This window comes from Pseudomonas guangdongensis (assembly GCF_900105885.1).
Taxonomy (GTDB): Bacteria; Pseudomonadota; Gammaproteobacteria; order Pseudomonadales; family Pseudomonadaceae; genus Geopseudomonas; species Geopseudomonas guangdongensis.
In genome coordinates this window covers 2886863-2899783 of sequence record NZ_LT629780.1, presented here as the reverse complement: position 1 = coordinate 2899783, position 12921 = coordinate 2886863, and the positions used below count along the sequence as shown (strand labels likewise).

Below are 12921 nucleotides of genomic sequence, written 5' to 3'. Positions count from 1 at the left end.
GGGTTTCCGGCCTTTCCGGGTGAATCCGGGGGAAGGCGGAAGCATGTTGTTGGTGCCCGAACCCGGACTCGAACCGGGATGCCCTTGCGGGCGAGGGATTTTAAGTCCCCTGCGTCTACCGATTTCGCCATTCGGGCGGTAGCGCGGTGTATCCGTGATCTGCGGGGGCAGAATATATACAGCACATCCCGATGTCCGCAAGGCGCGCTTTTTCCTGCCGTAAATAAAAAAGTCCTGCAAATCATCGACTTGCAGGACTTTCTCATATGGAGGCCGAGGTCGGAATCGAACCGGCGTACACGGATTTGCAATCCGCTGCATGACCACTCTGCCACCCGGCCTTTGCGTTCTGAAGATATTTCAGAACAGCGTTGAAACTGGAGCGGGAAACGAGACTCGAACTCGCGACCCCGACCTTGGCAAGGTCGTGCTCTACCAACTGAGCTATTCCCGCTTGGTGACGGGCGCCATTCTATAGGAACCCGTTTAGCTGTCAAGTCTTTGATTCAAAAAAGTTATTTGCTCGTACCCAGGTGCGGCCAGGCGGCGCGCAGATACTGGATCATCGACCAGAGGGTGAGGATGGCGGCGATTATCAGCAGGCCGAAGCCCAAGCCCACCCACAGGTCCATGCGTGGCGGATTGGCGAGCAGGATGACCAGAGCCGTCATCTGTGCGGCGGTTTTCCACTTGCCGAGGCGCGATACAGCAACATGCGCGCGGGCACCTATCTCCGCCATCCACTCGCGTAGCGCGGAGACGACGATTTCGCGGCCGATGATGATCATGGCCGGCAGGCTCAGCCACAGGCTGGAGTGCTCCTCGACCAGCAGCACCAGGGCGACCGCTACCATCAGCTTGTCCGCGACGGGGTCGAGGAAGGCGCCGAACGGTGTGCTCTGCCCCAGGCGTCGCGCCAGATAGCCGTCCAGCCAGTCGGTGGCGCTGGCCAGCGCGAACACGCCGCTGGCTGCCCAGTAACTCCAGCTGAAGGGCAGGTAGAACAGCGCGATGAAGACCGGGATCAGCAGTACGCGCAGGACGGTGAGCAGGTTGGGGATATTCATCGGCACGCTGTGGCTGCTAAGGAAATGGGGATTCTACTCGCTGTGCAGTACGGCATAAATCAACTCGGCGAGCTTTTTGCTGATGCCCGGCGCCTTGGCGATCTCATCGCTGCTGGCGCGGCCCAGTTCCTGCAGGCCGCCGAAATGCTTGAGCAGGTCGCGGCGGCGTTTGGGGCCGACACCCGGCACTTCCTCCAAGCGGGAGGTGTTGCGGGCCTTGCTGCGCCGGGCGCGATGGCCGGTGATGGCGAAACGGTGGGCCTCGTCGCGGATCTGCTGGATCAGGTGCAGGGCCGGGGAGTGACCCGGCAGGGTGAATTCGTGGCTCGCCTCGTTGAGGTAGAGGGTTTCCAGGCCGGGCTTGCGGGTTTCGCCCTTGGCCACGCCGAGCAGCAGGATGTCGGTCACGCCCAGGGTGTCGAACACCTCGCGGGCCATGTTGAGCTGGCCCTTGCCGCCGTCCACCAGAAGGATGTCGGGCTGCTTGCCGTCGCCGTCCTTGAGGCGGCGCAGGCGCCGGGTCAGCGCCTGCTGCATGGCCGCATAGTCGTCGCCGGCGGTGACGCCCTCGATGTTGAAGCGGCGGTATTCCGATTTCAGCGGGCCTTCGGGACCGAAGACCACGCAGGAGGCCACCGTCGCCTCGCCGCTGGAGTGGCTGATGTCGAAGCACTCCAGGCGCTGCGGTGCCTGCGGCAGGCCGAGGGCTTCGCCGAGCGCGGCCAGGCGGGCGGCGGCGTGCGCCCGGTTGGCCAGGCGGGCGCTGAGCGCCTGCTCGGCGTTGGTCGCCGCCAGTTGCTGCCAGCGCGCGCGGGTGCCGCGCACCCGCAGGCTGATCGAGGGGCCGCGCCCGCGCAGCGTGGCGATGGCGGCGCTCAGGGTCGGGAGGTCCGCATGGTCGCAGTTGACGATCAGCTCGTCCGGCAGGTCGCGCTCGCTGGAGCCCAGGTAGTGATGGGCGAGGAAGGCGCTGAGGATGTCGCCGGCCTCCTGTTCGATGCCGATCTGCGGGTAGAAGCTCTTGCTGCCCAGCACCCTCCCGCCTCGTACGGTGATCAGGTTGATGCAGGCGCCGCCGGGGCTGACTGCCACGGCGGCCACGTCGACATCGCCGCTGCCGCCTTCCATGCTCTGCTGGTCCTGGACGCGGCGCAGCAGGGCGATGCGGTCGCGCAGTTCGGCGGCACGCTCGAAATCCAGCGCGGCAGCGGCCTGCTCCATGCTGCGGGTCAGTTCGTCGCTGAGCAGGTTACTGCGGCCTTCGAGGAACATCGCCGAGTGGCGGACATCCTCGGCATATTCCTCTGCACTGACCAGGCCGACGCAGGGCGCCTTGCAGCGCTTGATCTGGTACTGCAGGCAGGGGCGGGTGCGGTTGTTGAAGTAGCTGTCCTCGCACTGACGGACCTGGAAGGTCTTCTGCAACAGGTTGAGGCTTTCGCGGATGGCCAGGGCGCTGGGGTAGGGGCCGAAGTAGCGGCCTTTCTGCTTCTTGGCGCCGCGATGGATGCCCAGGCGCGGGAAGGCGTCATCGCTGGACAGGAAGACGTAGGGGTAGGACTTGTCGTCGCGCAGCAGGATGTTGTAGGGCGGTCGCGAGGCCTTGATCAGCGTCTGCTCCAGCAGCAGGGCTTCGGTCTCGTTGGCGGTGAGGGTGACCTCGATCTGCGCGATGCGCGCGACCAGTGCGGCGGTCTTCGGGGCCAGTCCGCTCTTGCGGAAGTAGCTGGCCAGGCGCTTCTTCAGGTTGGCGGCCTTGCCGACGTAGAGCAGTTTCCCGTCGGCATCGAGCATCCGGTAGACCCCGGGATGGCTGCTGCAGCTGGCCAGGAAGCCTGCACTGTCGAAGGGGCTGTCCATCTCAGTTGCCGGCATCGACCATGCCGTGGCGAACGGCGAGCATGGCCAGTTCCACATCGCTGGTGATCGCCAGCTTCTCGAAGATGCGGTAGCGGTAGGTGTTGACCGTCTTCGGCGACAGGCAGAGCTTGTCGGAAATGCTCTGCACCTTCTGGCAGCCGGCGATCATCAGGGCGATCTGCATTTCGCGCTCGGACAGCAGCTCGAAGGGCGAGTTGTCGCCCTGCGCCTGGAAGGGCTTGAGGGCCAGTTGCTGGGCGACATCGGCGCTGAGGTAGCGCTGGCCGGCGAACACCTGGCGGATGGCCTTGATCATTTCGTCCAGGGCGGCGCCCTTGGTCAGATAGCCGGCCGCTCCGGCCTGCAGCAGGCGCGAGGGAAACGGCTCCTCGTCGCAGGCGGTGACGGCGATCACCCGGATGTCGGGGTGGCTGCGGATGATCTTGCGGGTGGCTTCGAGGCCGCCGATGCCGGGCATCTTTACGTCCATCAGCACCAGATCCGGCTTGAGTTCGCGCACGCGCAGCACGGCGCTTTCGCCGGAGTCGGCCTCGCCGACGACATCGACGCCCTCGACATCGGCGAGCATGCGCCTGATGCCGGTACGCACCAGATCGTGATCATCAACAACGAGCACCTTGATCAATCGAAACCTCGATAGCGCCGGATGAACAAGGCATCAGCCTTCGTCGGGACGCGAACCATAGCAAATGAATTCGGCAATGGACAGGCGGCCTGCCGAAGGTGTTCCGCCGCCTCCATAGCCTATGGGGGAGGTGGGAAGTCACCAGTAGACTTAGGTGGAAATGCCAGCCCGGGGTGCGGAAGCGGGCGAATTATGCGGGGTTTTGGTCGTGCTGCCGGGTGCATGGCTCGCAATTGTCGCGCCGTGCTCAGGTCAGCAGCGTCCAGCGCTGGTTGACGTACAGCTCCAGCGGGCGGTACTCGCTCTTGTAGCGCATCTTGCGGCAGTTGCGGATCCAGTAGCCGAGATAGAGTGCTGGCAGGCCGCGCCGGCGCGCCTCGTCGATCTGCCAGAGAATGGCCATGCGACCGAGGCTGCGTTTCTCCTCCTGCGGATCGAAGAAGGTGTAGACCGCCGACAGGCCGTTGGGCAGCACGTCGGTCACCGCGATGGCCAGCAGCCGGTTGTCGAGGCGGAATTCGACGAACACGCAGAACGGCAGATCGCGAAGCAGGAAGGTGGCGAACTGCTCGCGGCTGGGCGGATACATGTCGCCGTCGGCATGGCGCTGCTCGATGTAGCGCGCATACAGCGCGTAGTACTCGTCGTTGTAGCTTGGGCGCACGATATGGGTCTGCAGGTCCGCGTTGCGCTGGGCGATGCGCCGCTGCTGGCGGTTGGGGCGAAAGGCGGCGCAGGGGATGCGCGCGGGGATGCAGGCCTGGCAGTGCTGGCAGTGCGGCCGGTAGAGATGTTCGCCGCTGCGCCGGAAGCCCAGTTCGGACAGCTCGGCATACATGTCGGCGTCGAGCGGCTGGCGCGGGTCGAGGAACAGCGTGGTGGCCTGTTCGTCCAGATAGCTGCAGGCATGCGGCTGGGTGGCGTAGAACTTGAGATGGGCCAGCTCGGTCATGGCGAAAGCCTCCCAGCGGAGTACTCACAAGCAGTGTATGTCACGGCGCGGTGGTCGCCCAGGGATTCGGTCCTTCCCGATCCAGATGCCGCTGCAGGCAGGCTGCGAACGCGTGGCGGGGGATCTGGCGGGCGCCGAAACGGGCCAGGTGCTCGGTGTGCATCTGGCAGTCGATCAGCGCGAAGTCGCAGTCGCGCAGGCGCTCGACCAGGGTGACGAAGGCGGCCTTGGAGGCATCGTCGCGGCGGCTGAACATCGACTCGCCGAAGAACAGCCGGCCCAGCGCCAGGCCGTAGAGTCCGCCGACCAGTTCGCCGTTCTGCCAGGCCTCCACCGAATGGGCGATGCCGCGGCGGTGCAGTTCGAGGTAGGCCTGCTGCATCGCAGAGGTGATCCAGGTGCCGTCGGCGTAGCTGCGCGGGGCGGCGCAGGCGCGGATCACCGCGGCGAAGTCCTGGTCGAAGGTGATCGTGAAGTCGCCGCGGCGCAGGGTCTTACGCAGGCTGCGCGAGACGTGCAGCTCTTCCGGGAACAGCACCATGCGCGGGTCGGGCGACCACCAGAGGAGCGGCTGTCCGTCCTGGTACCAGGGGAAGCAGCCGTGCCGATAGGCGGCCAGCAGGCGCTCCGGGCTGAGGTCGCCGCCGGCCGCCAGCAGGCCGTCCGGCTCGCGCAGGGCGCGCTCCAGAGGCGGAAAATCCAGCGAGTTGCGGGTCAGCCAGCTGAGCATGGGGGAGGGCGGGCCGGCAGGCCCGCACGGCCTTACTGGTCGAGGTAGCGTTCGGCGTCGAGCGCGGCCATGCAGCCGGCGCCGGCCGAGGTGATGGCCTGACGGTAGACGTGGTCGGCCACGTCGCCGGCGGCGAACACGCCCTCGATGCTGGCGGCGGTGGCGTTGCCCTCGCTGCCGCCCTGCACCTTGAGGTAGCCGTCGCGCATGTCCAGCTGACCGGCGAACAGTTCGGTGTTGGGCTTGTGGCCGATGGCGACGAACACGCCGGTCAGTGCCAGTTCGCGGGCCTCGCCGCTGTTGACGTCCTTGATGCGCACGCCGGTGACGCCGCTGGCATCGCCCAGCACCTCGTCGAGGCTGTGGTTCCAGTGCAGGCGGATATTGCCGTTGGCAGCCTTCTCCAGCAGCTTGTCCTGGAGGATCTTCTCGGCGCGCAGCTTGTCGCGGCGGTGGATCAGATGGACTTCGCGGGCGATGTTCGACAGGTACAGGGCTTCCTCGACCGCGGTGTTGCCGCCGCCGATCACGCAGACCACCTGGTTGCGATAGAAGAAGCCGTCGCAGGTGGCGCAGGCGGAGACGCCGCGGCCCATGAAGGCCTCCTCGGAGGGCAGGCCGAGGTACTGGGCGGAGGCGCCGGTGGCGATGATCAGCGCATCGCAGGTGTAGACGCCGCTGTCGCCCTTGAGCACGAAGGGGCGCTGCTGCAACTCGGCGGTGTGGATGTGGTCGTAGACGATCTCGGTGGCGAAGCGCTCGGCGTGCTTCTGCATGCGCTCCATCAGCGCCGGACCGGTCAGACCCTCGACGTCGCCGGGCCAGTTGTCGACTTCGGTGGTGGTGGTCAGCTGGCCGCCCGCCTGCAGGCCGGTGATCAGCAGGGGCTTGAGGTTGGCGCGGGCGGCGTAGACGGCGGCGGTGTAGCCGGCCGGGCCGGAGCCAAGAATGATCAGTCGCGAATGTTTGGTTTCACCCATAAATGACTCCACAAGCCTTTGTCTCAAAAGGAAATGCGTGCTCCAATCGGCCCGCCTCGAACATGCCGTGGCGCATGCTACACCGGCACAGGTGCGGGCGGCAAAAACCGCCGGCCAGCGCTCTGCATGGCATCCTTGAGGCAAAGTCTTACAATAGTCTGCGTCAATGATTCGCAAGCGCCGGATGCGCACAGGAAAAGACCCGTTTTGAAGATTTCCACCCCTACCGCCAAGGCGCGCAGCCGCGCTTCCGCCTCCGCCCCCCGCAAGTCGGGCGAGACGGCCGGCGAGAGCGCCTGGCGCGAGCAGTTGCACTACCGCCTGAAGGAGGCCGCGCTGATCGCGCTGGGCGTCCTGGGCATCTATCTGTGCATGGCGCTGTCGAGCTATTCGCCCCTAGACCCCGGCATCGATGTGTCGACCGGCTCGGGGCAGGTCAACAACGCCGCCGGCCGGCTGGGCGCCTGGGTGGCGAGCCTGTGCTTCTTCGTCCTCGGCTATGCCGCCTATGTGCTGCCGGCCCTGCTCGGGCTGAAGATGCTCGACCTGTTCCTGTCCCGCCACCGGCCGCTGCGCTGGAACGGCTGGCTGCTGTCCTGGCGCCTGACCGGGCTGCTGCTGCTGTTGCTGTCGACCTCGGTACTGGCGGCGATCCAGTTCCAGTCGCTGGAGGTCAACCCGCAGGCGCCGGCCGGCGGCATGCTGGGCAAGACGCTGGGCGAGTGGACCGTCGATGCGTTGAACGTGCAGGGCGGCACGCTGCTGTTCATGGCGGTCTTCCTGTTCGGCCTGACGGTGTTCACCGACCTGTCCTGGTTCCGCCTGATGGACCTGACCGGCAAGATCACCCTGGACCTGTTCGAGCTGCTGCACAGTCTGGGCAGTCGCTGGTGGGCGGCACGCAGCGAGCGACGCGCCCTCGAACTCAAGCTGCGTCAGGCCGACAGTGTCGCCGAGAGCGCTGCGCCGGCGCGGCGCGGGCGCACTGCGCCGCTGGCCGCGGCCCCCGCTGCGGCTCCGGAGTTGCCTGCCGTAGCCAGAGCGGCCTCGGTCGAGCCGCCCCGTCAGGAGGCGAGCGGGCGCCGCGAGCCGGTACTGGACATCGAGGATCTGCTGGACGACGAACCGTTCGCGCTGCCGCCAGTCGAGCCCGAGGCGCCGCCGCCTGCTCCCCCCCGTGCGGTCGAGCGCGTCGCGCCGGTGGCGACGGCCGAGCGGCCGCCGCTGGCGATCAAGCCGCTGTCGGCCGAGCCGCGACCGGTGGTCCATGAGGTGAGGGCACCCGTGGCGAGCTGCGTCGACGAGGCGCTGGCGGGCACCCTGCCGCCGCTTTCGCTGCTCGACCCGGCGCAGAGCCGTCCCAACAGCTTCTCCCCCGAGGCGCTGGAGTCGATGTCGCGGCTGCTGGAGATCAAGCTCAAGGAGTTCGGCGTCGAGGTCGAAGTGGTCGCCGCCCATCCTGGCCCGGTGATCACCCGTTTCGAGATTCAGCCGGCGGCGGGCATCAAGGTCAGCCGCATCACCAACCTGGCCAAGGACCTGGCGCGCTCGATGGCGGTGATCAGCGTGCGGGTGGTCGAGGTGATCCCCGGCAAGACCACCGTGGGCATCGAGGTGCCCAACGAGAACCGCCAGATCGTGCGCTTCTCCGAGGTGCTGTCCACTCCCGAGTTCGAGGAAGCCAAGTCGGTGGTGACCATCGCCCTGGGGCACGACATCGGCGGTCGGCCGGTGACCGCCGACCTGGCGCGCATGCCGCACCTGCTGGTGGCCGGCACCACCGGCTCGGGCAAGTCGGTTGGCGTCAACGCCATGCTGTTGTCGATCCTCTACAAGTCGACCCCCGAGCAGGTGCGGCTGATCATGATCGACCCGAAGATGCTCGAACTGTCGATCTACGAGGGCATTCCGCACCTGCTCTGCCCGGTGGTCACCGACATGAAGGAGGCGGCCAACGCGCTGCGCTGGAGCGTCGCCGAGATGGATCGCCGCTACCGGCTGATGGCCGCCATGGGCGTGCGCAACCTGGCCGGCTTCAACCGCAAGATCCGCGAGGCGGAGGAGGCCGGTACGCCGCTGACCGACCCGCTGTTCCGCCGCGAGAGTCCGGACGACCTGCCACCGCTGCTCAAGGCGCTGCCGACCATCGTGGTGGTGGTGGACGAATTCGCCGACATGATGATGATCGTCGGCAAGAAGGTCGAGGAGCTGATCGCCCGCATCGCCCAGAAGGCGCGGGCCGCCGGCATCCATCTGATCCTCGCCACCCAGCGCCCCTCGGTGGATGTGATCACCGGCCTGATCAAGGCCAACATCCCGACCCGCATCGCCTTCCAGGTGTCCAGCAAGATCGACTCGCGCACCATCCTCGACCAGGGCGGCGCCGAACAACTGCTGGGGCATGGCGACATGCTCTACCTGCCGCCGGGCACCGGGCTGCCGATCCGCGTCCATGGCGCCTTCGTCTCCGACGACGAGGTGCATCGTACCGTCGAGGCCTGGAAGCAGCGCGGCGCACCCGATTACATCGAGGACATCCTCGCGGGAACCGAAGAGGGCGGCGGCGGATCTTATGATTCGACCGGTGGCGAGGGTGGCGAGGGCAGCGAGGAGGACGCGCTCTACGACGAGGCCGTGCGCTTCGTCACGGAAAGCCGCCGGGCATCGATTTCCGCGGTGCAGCGCAAACTGAAGATCGGCTACAACCGTGCGGCACGAATGATCGAGGCCATGGAAATGGCTGGAGTGGTTACCCCCATGAACAGCAACGGCTCCCGCGAAGTCATCGCGCCGGCGCCGGTGCGCGACTGAGCGAGGCTCTATGCGTTTGATTCGAGTGTTGTTGTTGGCCGCCCTGGCGTTGGCCGGGGCTGGCGTCCATGCCGAGGAAGGAGAGGGGCGCTCGGTACAGCGGCTGACCGAGCTGCTGGGCCAGGCGAAGACCCTGAGCGGGCGCTTCTCCCAGCTGACCCTGGACGGTTCCGGCACCCAGCTGCAGGAAGCCAGTGGCGAGATGGCGCTCAAGCGGCCGGGGCTGCTGCGCTGGCACACCGATGCGCCGATGGAGCAGTTGCTGGTCTCCAACGGTCAGAAGGTCTGGCTGTACGATCCGGACCTGGAGCAGGTGACCATTCAGGACCTCGATCAGCGCATGACCCACACGCCGGCGCTGCTGCTGTCCGGCGATGTGTCGAAGATCCGCGAGAGCTTCACCATCAGCCATCAGGAAGGCGGCAGCGTGGTCGACTTCATTCTCAAGCCCAAGGCCAAGGACACCCTGTTCGACACGCTGCGCCTGTCGTTCCGCAACGGGGTGATCAACGACATGCAGCTGATCGACAGCATCGGCCAGCGCACCAACATCCTGTTTCTCGGTGTGAAGATGAACCAGCCGCTGGACGATGCCCAGTTCGACTTCCAGGTGCCCGCCGGCGCCGATGTGATCGAGGAGCAGTGACCCCTGCCCATGGACCTGTTCGATCGCCCTCCGGCTACCCAGCCCCTGGCCGCCCGCATGCGTCCGACCCGGCTGGACGACTATGCCGGGCAGGAGCACCTCCTGGCGCGCGGCAAGCCGCTGCGCGAGGCGCTTGAGCAGGGTGCGCTGCACTCGATGATCTTCTGGGGGCCGCCGGGGGTGGGCAAGACCACCCTGGCGCGGCTGCTGGCGCAGGTCGGCGACGCCCACTTCGAGACCATCTCGGCGGTGCTTGCTGGGGTCAGGGAAATCCGCCAGGCGGTGGAAGTGGCCCGTCAGCAGGCCGCCCAATACGGGCGCCGCAGCATCCTGTTCGTCGACGAGGTGCATCGCTTCAACAAGGCACAGCAGGACGCCTTCCTGCCCTATGTCGAGGACGGCACGCTGATCTTCATCGGCGCCACGACCGAGAATCCCTCGTTCGAACTGAACAATGCGCTGCTGTCGCGGGCCCGGGTCTATGTCCTCAAGCCGCTCGACGAGACCGCCCTGCGCGCGCTGCTGGCGCGCGCGCTCGGCGAGCCCTGTGGCCTGGGTGAGCGCCGTCTGCGGATTGACGAGGCGGCCACAGCGCTGCTCCTGGCCGCGGCCGATGGCGACGGCCGGCGCCTGCTCAACCTGCTGGAGAATGCCGCCGACTTGCTGGAGGACGGCGAGGAAATCGGCGTCGAACTGCTGGAAAGCCTGCTGGGCGAGGGCGTGCGGCGCTTCGACAAGGGGGGCGAGGCCTTCTACGACCAGATCAGCGCCCTGCACAAGGCCGTGCGCGGCTCCAGCCCGGATGCCGCGTTGTACTGGCTGGCGCGAATGTTCGATGGCGGCTGCGATCCGCTGTATCTGGCGCGCCGGGTGGTGCGCATGGCCAGCGAGGATATCGGCAACGCCGATCCGCGCGCGCTGAGCCTGTGCCTGGCGGCCTGGGAAGTACAGGAGCGTCTGGGCAGCCCGGAAGGCGAGCTGGCGATCGCCCAGGCGGTGGTCTATCTGGCCTGTGCGCCGAAGAGCAACGCCGTGTACATGGGCTTCAAGGCGGCCATGCGCGATGCCGCGGCGCACGGCTCGCTGGAGGTGCCGCTGCACCTGCGCAACGCGCCGACCAAACTGATGAAGGGGCTGGGCTACGGCGACGAGTACCGTTATGCCCACGATGAGCCCGAGGCCTATGCCGCCGGCGAGGACTATTTCCCCGAGCAGCTGGCGCCGCAGGCCTACTACCAGCCGGTAGCGCGCGGCTTGGAACTGAAGATCCGCGAGAAGCTTGCCCATCTGGCCGAGTTGGACCGGCAGAGCCCGCGCCGGCGGAGAAAGCCATGATCGCCGCGGCCCTGGCGGTGGCCGGGGGCGGGGCGGTCGGCTGTCTGCTGCGCTTCGCCACGGCCAACTGGGTGACGGCGCACTGGCCGCAGCATTTCTACTGGGCGACCCTTGCGGTGAACCTGCTCGGTTGTCTGCTGATCGGCGCGCTGTACGGAGCTTTCCTGCTGCGCCCGGACATTCCCCTGGCGCTGCGCGCCGGGCTGATTGTCGGCTTCCTCGGCGGCCTGACCACCTTCTCGTCGTTCTCCCTCGACACCCTGCGCCTGCTGGAGAGCGGTCAGCTCGCCACGGCGCTGGGCTATGCCGGCTTCAGCGTGTTCGCCAGCCTGCTCGCCACCTGGGCGGGACTGGCACTGGCGCGCGCCCTGTAGCCTGAGGCTGTACGAGCCTGGGAAGACAAAAACGCCGCCAGGCTGCCCCAGCGGCGGGTTCAGCGGGTAAACTCTGCGGCCTGTTGTTTCCGGGCTTCCGCCGTGCGGCGGAGCCGACGGCCGCGCCCGGCACGTGCCGGTGCGGCATTTTCATCCGATCGCTTCTGCATATAGAGATTTCCGCATGCTCGACTCCAAACTGGTTCGTGGCCAGCCTCAGGAAGTGGCCCAGCGTCTGGCGACCCGTGGTTTCCAGCTGGATGTGGCGCGCCTCGAGGCGCTGGAAAGCCGCCGCAAGGAAACCCAGACCCGTACCGAACAGCTGCAGGCCGAGCGCAATACCCGCTCCAAGAGCATCGGTCAGGCCAAGCAGCGCGGCGAGGACATCGCTCCGCTGATGGCCGACGTCGAGCGCATGGGCACCGAGCTGGCTGCCGGCAAGCAGGAGCTGGAAGCCATCCAGGCCGAGCTGGACGCGCTGCTGCTGACCATCCCCAACCTGCCGCACGAGTCGGTGCCGGTGGGTGCCAGCGAGGACGAGAACGTCGAGCTGCGTCGTTGGGGCAGCCCGCGCGAGTTCGACTTCGAGGTCAAGGATCATGTCGCGCTCGGCGAGCAGCATGGCTGGCTGGATTTCGAGACCGCCGCCAAGCTGTCCGGCGCACGCTTCGCCCTGATGCGCGGGCCGATCGCCCGCCTGCACCGCGCCCTGGCGCAGTTCATGCTCAACCTGCACACCGGCGAACATGGTTACGAGGAAGCCTATACCCCTTATCTGGTTCAGGCGCCGGCACTGCAAGGCACCGGCCAGTTGCCCAAGTTCGAGGATGACCTGTTCAAGATCAGCCGCGAGGGCGAGGCCGACTTCTACCTGATTCCCACTGCCGAAGTGTCGCTGACCAATATCGTCTCCGGCGAGATCCTCGATGCCAGGCAGCTGCCGCTGAAGTTCGTCGCCCACACGCCATGTTTCCGCAGCGAAGCCGGCGCCTCCGGTCGCGATACCCGCGGGATGATCCGCCAGCACCAGTTCGACAAGGTCGAGCTGGTACAGGTGGTCGAGCCCGGCAAGTCCTTCGCCGCGCTGGAGGAGCTGGTCGGCCATGCCGAGAAGGTGCTGCAGCTGCTGGAGCTGCCGTACCGCACGCTGGCGCTCTGCACCGGCGACATGGGCTTCGGTGCGACCAAGACCTACGACCTGGAAGTGTGGGTGCCGAGCCAGGGCAAGTATCGCGAGATTTCCTCCTGCTCCAACTGTGGCGACTTCCAGGCCCGGCGCATGCAGGCGCGCTGGCGCAATCCGGAAACCGGCAAGCCCGAGCTGGTGCATACCCTCAACGGTTCCGGCCTGGCCGTCGGTCGCACCCTGGTCGCCGTGCTGGAGAACTACCAGCAGGCGGACGGCTCGATTCGTGTGCCGGAGGTGCTCAAGCCCTACATGGGTGGCGTCGAGGTCATCGGCTGATCGTCGGTCGACTTGCCGGGGGCTGCCAGCAGCCCCCGTTTCCGCCGTGTGCGGC

Annotated in this window: 11 protein-coding genes and 3 tRNA genes; 5 read left to right on the top strand and 9 right to left on the bottom strand. The window is 66.9% G+C overall.

All coding sequences use genetic code 11. From position 1 onward, the window contains the following. Positions 1-50 precede the first annotated feature (50 nt). The 9 genes from BLU22_RS13490 to trxB form a co-directional block, all read right to left on the bottom strand. Positions 51-137, bottom strand: a tRNA-Leu gene (locus BLU22_RS13490). 130 nt (positions 138-267) lie between these two features. Then, positions 268-341 (bottom strand) — tRNA-Cys (locus BLU22_RS13485). Positions 342-378: 37 nt separating this feature from the next. Then, positions 379-454, bottom strand: a tRNA-Gly gene (locus BLU22_RS13480). Between the two features lie 61 nt (positions 455-515). Next, positions 516-1067 carry a CDP-diacylglycerol--glycerol-3-phosphate 3-phosphatidyltransferase gene (pgsA, locus tag BLU22_RS13475; RefSeq protein WP_090215487.1) on the bottom strand — a complete coding sequence of 184 codons (552 nt, stop codon included), beginning with the start codon at positions 1065-1067 and terminating at the stop codon, positions 516-518. Positions 1068-1100: 33 nt separating this feature from the next. Next, on the bottom strand, positions 1101-2927 hold the full coding sequence (uvrC, locus tag BLU22_RS13470) for an excinuclease ABC subunit UvrC (protein ID WP_090215483.1): 1827 nt from the start codon (positions 2925-2927) through the stop codon (positions 1101-1103). 1 nt (position 2928) lies between these two features. Beyond that, positions 2929-3573, bottom strand: a complete 645-nt coding sequence (gene gacA, locus BLU22_RS13465) for a response regulator transcription factor GacA (RefSeq protein ID WP_090215480.1) — start codon at positions 3571-3573, stop codon at positions 2929-2931. Positions 3574-3820: 247 nt separating this feature from the next. After that, positions 3821-4525 (bottom strand): arginyltransferase, encoded by a 705-nt coding sequence (locus BLU22_RS13460; protein ID WP_090215479.1) that lies wholly within the window; start codon positions 4523-4525, stop codon positions 3821-3823. Positions 4526-4565: 40 nt separating this feature from the next. Continuing rightward, positions 4566-5255 carry a leucyl/phenylalanyl-tRNA--protein transferase gene (aat, locus tag BLU22_RS13455; protein ID WP_090215476.1) on the bottom strand — a complete coding sequence of 230 codons (690 nt, stop codon included), beginning with the start codon at positions 5253-5255 and terminating at the stop codon, positions 4566-4568. 32 nt (positions 5256-5287) lie between these two features. Continuing rightward, positions 5288-6235 (bottom strand): thioredoxin-disulfide reductase, encoded by a 948-nt coding sequence (trxB, locus tag BLU22_RS13450; RefSeq protein ID WP_090215475.1) that lies wholly within the window; start codon positions 6233-6235, stop codon positions 5288-5290. A 207-nt stretch (positions 6236-6442) separates the two neighbouring features. Here trxB and BLU22_RS13445 point away from each other — a divergent pair, with 207 nt between their 5' ends. The 5 genes from BLU22_RS13445 to serS all read left to right on the top strand — a co-directional run bounded on the left by BLU22_RS13445 (position 6443) and on the right by serS (position 12866). Further along, positions 6443-9046, top strand: a complete 2604-nt coding sequence (locus BLU22_RS13445; protein WP_449404112.1) for a DNA translocase FtsK — start codon at positions 6443-6445, stop codon at positions 9044-9046. Between the two features lie 10 nt (positions 9047-9056). Then, positions 9057-9692 (top strand): outer membrane lipoprotein chaperone LolA, encoded by a 636-nt coding sequence (gene lolA, locus BLU22_RS13440; RefSeq protein WP_090215470.1) that lies wholly within the window; start codon positions 9057-9059, stop codon positions 9690-9692. Positions 9693-9701: 9 nt separating this feature from the next. Then, entirely contained in the window at positions 9702-11027 is a 1326-nt protein-coding gene (locus BLU22_RS13435; protein WP_090215468.1) for a replication-associated recombination protein A, read from the top strand. Further along, positions 11024-11401, top strand: coding sequence for a fluoride efflux transporter CrcB (crcB, locus tag BLU22_RS13430; RefSeq protein WP_090215465.1), 378 nt, complete (start codon positions 11024-11026; stop codon positions 11399-11401). The genes BLU22_RS13435 and crcB overlap by 4 nt, the downstream gene beginning before the upstream one ends. A 184-nt stretch (positions 11402-11585) precedes the next feature. Then, entirely contained in the window at positions 11586-12866 is a 1281-nt protein-coding gene (serS, locus tag BLU22_RS13425; RefSeq protein WP_090215462.1) for a serine--tRNA ligase, read from the top strand. Positions 12867-12921: the final 55 nt, after the last annotated feature.